The following is a 5603-nucleotide window of genomic DNA, read 5'->3' on the forward strand; positions in this document are numbered from 1 at the left end:
GCTGGGAATCACGCGGGCGTTGAACGCGGCGGCGGCCAGTTCTTTGTTGCCCTGCAATTCCCCGGCGATCACTTCTGCCGCCACATGCGCCTCGTGCACCGCCTTGTGCGCCAGCATGGGCTGGCCCACGATGTCGCCAATGGCGAAGATGTGCGGCACGTTGGTGCGCATCTGGATGTTCACGTCGATAAAGCCGCGCTCGGTCACCGCCACGCCCGCCTTGTCGGCACCGATTTTTTTACCGTTGGGCGTGCGGCCCACGGCTTGCAGCACCAGGTCGTAAGTGCCTTCGCTTTGGGTGCCATCCAGCCCCTCGAACTGCACCTTAATGCCTTCGGGGGTGGCTTGGGCACCGACGGTTTTGGTTTTCAGCATCACCTTGTCAAAGCGGTGCTGGTTCATTTTTTGCCAGACTTTGACCAGATCGCGATCCGCGCCTTGCATCAGGCCGTCCATCATCTCGACCACGTCCAGGCGTGCGCCCAGCGTGCTGTACACCGTGCCCATTTCCAGGCCGATGATGCCGCCGCCGACGATGAGCATCTTTTGGGGTACGCCCTGCAGCGCCAGTGCGCCGGTGGAGTCCACCACGCGCGGATCGTCGGGCATGAAGGGCAGGCGCACGGCCTGGCTGCCAGCGGCGATGATGGCCTTCTTGAACGCCACCACCTTTTACGCGGCCTTCGTTGAGGCCATTCGGGCCGTGCCTGCCCTCAAGACCGGTCGCCCCAGCGCCCAGCCCAAAGCGGTAGCAACTGCAGCCCCTGCTGAATCGCCCACCAAGCCAGCAGCGCCCCAGGCCAAACCTGCCGCCACTGCTCCCACTGCCACACCCGGCAAATCAAGCACGGCTCCTCGCACCCGCAAACCCGCTGCACCCAAACCTGCCGCCAGCCCGGCCAAAGCAGCCGCTCCCGCCAAAGCGCCAGCGGCCAAGAAGCGCGCCACACCCGCGCGCAAGACACCCGCTGCAGCGCCAGCCACCGGTCTCAGCGGTCGCACCGGCAGTGCCTGCCAAAAAGGCGGTTCGCAAAAGCTGATCCATCCGCTTGAATAGGCCTGCCCATGACTGTCGTGCACAGGTCATGGCAGGCACAGGGCACTTGGCCTTGGCATTCAGGCCTGAGGATTAAACCCTGGCCACTTCAAACAGTGACCAACCGGTAAAGCGTGAGAGCTTTTCCAGTGCCAGTGTGCCCAGATGCGAATTGCCATAGCGGTTCAACCCCGGCGACCACACGGCAATCGATGCCCGCCTGGGCACCACTGCCAAGATACCCCCACCCACGCCGCTTTTGGCCGGTATCCCGACCGAATACGCGAACTCACCCGAACCGTCGTAATGGCCCGCCGTCATCATCAAGGCATTGATGCTGCGCACATGCGGTTCACCAATCATGTCGAAATCCGGATGGAAACCGGCCAGAAACCGCCCTGCCGCGGCCAGCTGTTGGCAGGACATTTCGATGGCGCATTGGTGGAAATACGTGCCAAGCACCCGGTCACACGGGCTGTTGAGATTGCTGCACGATTTCAGAAAATGCGCCAACGCGTAGTTGCGATGCCCAGTACGGTTTTCGGCTTCGGCCACGCGCTGGTTGATGTAGACCTCGTCATCGCCGCAGGCGGCCCGCACAAACAACAGCAATTCGGCCAGGGTCTCTTTGGGGGTGCGCCCGCTGAGGATGGCGTCGGTGGTGACAATGGCGCCGGCGTTGACAAAGGGATTGCGAGGCCGGCCCTGCTCCATCTCCAGCTCGACCACCGAGTTGAAGGCAAAGTTTGAGGGCTCACGCCCGACCCGCTTCCACAGACGATCGCCCTCGCGACCCAAGGCAATCGCCAAAGAAAATACCTTGGAAATGCTCTGGATCGAGAAGGGTTTTTGGGTATCGCCGGCGCTCAGCACCGAGCCATCGGGCAAGCACACCGAGATGCCAAAGTAGCCCGGGTCGACGGTGGCCAGTTCGGGAATGTAACTGGCCACCTCACCCCGCTGGCTGGCCTGCCGGAATGAGGCCTCGAGGTCATCGAGAAAGGCCTGAATGGACAAACGATCTGGCCCCATGACCCTGGCACAAGCGGTGTGAACGACAGGCGCGAACGTCGCCAGGGCTCAGGCCGCGGCGTGCGAACCTTCGGCGTTGGACATGAAGCGACGGATACGGCTGTCCTTCGGGTCCTGATCGATCTCGGCCACGGTCTTGTCTGCCACGATCGAACCGTTTTCCATCATGATGATGCGGTCGCTGATGCGGCGGGCAAAACGCATTTCGTGGGTCACGATGATCATGGTCATGCCTTCGGCGGCCAGCAGTTCGATGGCCTGCAGCACTTCCCCCACCAACTCGGGGTCGAGTGCCGAAGTAGGCTCGTCGAACAACATGACCTTGGGTTTCATGGCCAAGGCACGGGCAATCGCCACGCGTTGCTTCTGACCACCCGAGAGCTGGTGCGGGTATTTGGATGCATGTGCCGCCATGCCCATCTTCTCGAGGTTGTGCATCGCGTTCTCGCGGATTTCGTCCGGGCTGCCGAAACCATGGTAGCGGGGACCGAAGGTCACGTTCTCCAGCACCGACATGTGAGGGAAGAGGTTGAACGACTGGAACACCATGCCGATGTGGGTGACTTCGTCGTAGAAATTCTTGGCCACGGTGTAACGGCCACTGTTGCCGATCCACGATTTGCCGTTGAATTCGATGTAGCCCGAGTCGATGTCTTGCAGCGTGTTGACGGTACGAATCAGCGTGGTCTTGCCAGACCCTGAAGGACCGATGATGCTGACGACTTCACCGGCACGCACCTGCAGGTCAATGTGGTTGAGCACCACTTTGGAGCCGAAGGACTTCTTGATCGATTTGAGCTCGACCACCACTTCTTGACCCACTTTTCGCTGCGAGCCAGAAAGCCCGGAGGCCTTGTTGACCAGAGTGGCCGGACTGATTTCACCGGACGTCCGAAGGCTGACGTCCAGACGCTTTTCGAACTTGCCCAACAGGTAACCAAACACGGTCACGATCAGGACGTAGTAGCACGACACAGCGGCCAAGGTCTCGATGACCAGGAAGTTGCGTGTGTACAGACGTTGACCGACCAGCAGCACCTCGGCCAGTGAAATCACGGACACCAGAGAGGTGAGTTTGACGATGGTGATGAACTGGTTGCCCAATGCCGGCAAAGCCACGCGAATGGCCTGTGGCACCACGATGTGTCGGTATTTGCCAAAGGGTTTGATACCCAGGGCACGGGCCGCTTCGTGCTGACCCTTTTCTACGGCCAACAAGCCGCCGCGGTGAATCTCGGCCAGGTAGGCGGTTTCGCTGATGACGAGCGCAATCAGACCGGCCCAAAAAGGATTGGACAGAATCGGCTGCAAGCCAGGCAGCGCCTGCGGCAGGTTGTACACAAAAATCAGCAGCACCAGCAAAGGCAGGCTGCGGAAGAACCAGATGTAAGTGCCGGCGACCTGCTTGAGCCAGGCGGGGCCAGTGGTTCGGGCCAGTGCCACGAACAGACCCAGGAAAGACCCGATCAACCAGGTCAAGGTACTGAGCCAGGCCACCAGTAGCGAGGCAGCCCAAAAGTCCCGGTTGCCAGCCAGGGTCAGAAGATATTCCCAATCGAAATCCATAAACAACCCACCTGTAAACAACAGGGGGCGCAAAGCGTTGCGCCCCCGTGCGTAGCCTCTGTATGACTTACTTGGCCAAAGCCGCCTTGAACTCCGCCTCGGTGGGCTTGGAGACGTTGTACTTTTTCAGCAGTGCGTCGTAAGTACCGTTTTTCTCCAACGTGGCCATCGCCTTGCGAATGGTCGCCGCCAGTTCTTCGTTGCCTTTGCGAACGCCCAAGCCTACCACCACGGGGTAATGGTTTTCGGTGGAGGAGATTTTCATCTTGCCGCGCAGTTTGCCCACGGCGTCTTGCAGCACCGCAGAGTCTTCCATCTGGGCATCCACGCCGCCCGACAACAGGGCCTGGGTGGCTTCAGGTGAGGAAGGGAACTCGCGCGAATCGATCGGCTTGCCTTTGCAGACGGTCTGATTGAGAGCCATCAGGTTTTCGATCCAGGCGCCGCCCTTGATGGAGCCGACCTTGTAGCCGCACAGGTCTTCAGGCTTCTTGAAGGACAGACCACGTGCGCTGGACACAGCGATCGACACACCCGTCTTCATGTAGGGGATGTAGTCGATTTGCTTGGCACGCTCGGCCTTGACGTAGAGGGTCGAGGCGATGACGTCGAATTGACCGCCGCGGGCGCCAATGATCAGGTTCTCGAAACGGGTGTCCAGGAACTCGACCTTGTGGTTGGCGGCCTTGGCCAGCGCGGTCATCAGCTCAACGTCGAAGCCAGCGGGCTTGTTGTTGCTGTCGAAGTAGTTGTAAGGAGGGTAGGTCAGGTCGGTGCCGACCTTGAAAGTGTCCTTGGCCAAGGTACCTGCAGCATGTGCAGCACCTGCAGCACCTGCAGCAATGGCGCTCAGTGCCACAGCCGTCAGGGTGTTTTTGATGATGTTGTTCATATTGCCTCTCTCAGTGAATGAAGTGCCGCCCTGGTGGATTTTTCGCTATTTTTCGAAACTGAAACAGGCTGTCGCCTTGTGGGGACAGCCTGTTGGCTCTATCAGTAGGCCGAGCTGCCGTCACCTTTGAGATTGTGACGCTCGGTTCCCTTGAGCGGGGGGTTGAAGACGCTGACCAGAATCAGGTCGGTGTCCTTGCCGCCGCGCAGGTAGTGCTTGTCGTGCTGGTTCAGCACATAGATGTCGCCCACTTTGATGGGGTAGACATTGCCGTTCATGTCTTCAACTTCGCCCTCACCGCCGATACAGTAGCAGGCTTCGAGATGGTTGCGGTATTCCAGCAGCGACTCGCTACCTTTTTTCACAACCGTGTGGCACACGGTGAAGCCCATGCCGTCCGCTTCGGTCAGCATACGGTGGCTGGTACCGTTTCCCCAATCCACAAAATAATCTGTCTTCTCGACGTCGTTCAAAGAACGTACAAACATTGAAACTCCAATCAGTTGCCCGAGTTACCCTGAAAAAAGCGGGGCTTTTGCCAGCCTGTCCGCCGTGACCGACTCAGCGATCGGTTGTGAAAATTGTGTGACTTGGCGCCGATTGCATCAACTGATGAATTTTCACGAAACCTGTAAAATTAGCTCACACATCAGTCGTGTATCCGATCGACTCTGCACAGGGGTTGCCGAGGCCCGATCCCCCCTCAGCCCTTGTATTGGAGTCCCCATGCCCTCTACGCCAGATACCCCCACCACATGGCCCCAAGGTTGCAGGTGGGGGGTATGACACTCAAACTCCCTCCCCTGAGTGCACTCAGGTCGTTTGAAGCTGCGGCCCGTCACCTGAGCATGTCGCGTGCGGGCGACGAGCTGCACGTGACCCATGCCGCCATCAGCCACCAGGTCCGGCACCTGGAAGCCTGGTTCGATACCGAGCTCTTTGTCAGGGACGGTCGTCGCCTGAAGCTGACGCTGGCCGGAGAGCTGCTGGTGATGCGCCTGACCCCGTTGTGAAGTTGCCCCTAGAAATGGGAGTTCTTAGCTTTGTTCAAAATGTAGACAAGGAGCTAAGAAATGG

The 5603-nt window shown here is 59.4% G+C and carries 6 protein-coding genes and 1 pseudogene; 2 read left to right on the forward strand and 5 right to left on the reverse strand.

Annotation, left to right across the window (positions count from 1 at the left end):
* Positions 1-672 (reverse strand): annotated as a pseudogene (locus tag ACFO24_RS08230) (FAD-dependent oxidoreductase); the annotation flags it as partial.
* On the opposite strand from ACFO24_RS08230, the gene ACFO24_RS08235 reads away from it, so the two are divergent.
* On the forward strand, positions 656-1057 hold the full coding sequence (locus ACFO24_RS08235) for a hypothetical protein (RefSeq protein ID WP_377737890.1): 402 nt from the start codon (positions 656-658) through the stop codon (positions 1055-1057). The pseudogene ACFO24_RS08230 and the gene ACFO24_RS08235 overlap by 17 nt on opposite strands.
* 72 nt (positions 1058-1129) lie before the next feature.
* Here the strand turns inward: ACFO24_RS08235 and ACFO24_RS08240 are convergent, their stop codons facing one another.
* From ACFO24_RS08240 to ACFO24_RS08255, 4 genes are all read right to left on the reverse strand, one after another.
* Positions 1130-2068 (reverse strand): glutaminase, encoded by a 939-nt coding sequence (locus ACFO24_RS08240; protein WP_377737891.1) that lies wholly within the window; start codon positions 2066-2068, stop codon positions 1130-1132.
* A 48-nt stretch (positions 2069-2116) separates the two neighbouring features.
* Positions 2117-3634, reverse strand: coding sequence for an amino acid ABC transporter permease/ATP-binding protein (locus tag ACFO24_RS08245; protein ID WP_377737892.1), 1518 nt, complete (start codon positions 3632-3634; stop codon positions 2117-2119).
* Positions 3635-3701: 67 nt separating this feature from the next.
* Entirely contained in the window at positions 3702-4526 is an 825-nt protein-coding gene (locus tag ACFO24_RS08250; RefSeq protein WP_377737893.1) for an ABC transporter substrate-binding protein, read from the reverse strand.
* A gap of 101 nt (positions 4527-4627) precedes the next feature.
* Complete coding sequence (locus tag ACFO24_RS08255; protein WP_377737894.1) at positions 4628-5014, reverse strand: ectoine synthase; 387 nt, start codon at positions 5012-5014, stop codon at positions 4628-4630.
* Between the two features lie 294 nt (positions 5015-5308).
* On the opposite strand from ACFO24_RS08255, the gene ACFO24_RS08260 reads away from it, so the two are divergent.
* On the forward strand, positions 5309-5539 hold the full coding sequence (locus ACFO24_RS08260) for a LysR family transcriptional regulator (RefSeq protein WP_377737895.1): 231 nt from the start codon (positions 5309-5311) through the stop codon (positions 5537-5539).
* The last annotated feature ends 64 nt before the right edge of the window (positions 5540-5603 follow it).

The organism is Comamonas denitrificans, assembly GCF_042654745.1.
Classification (GTDB): domain Bacteria; phylum Pseudomonadota; class Gammaproteobacteria; order Burkholderiales; family Burkholderiaceae_C; genus Comamonas; species Comamonas denitrificans.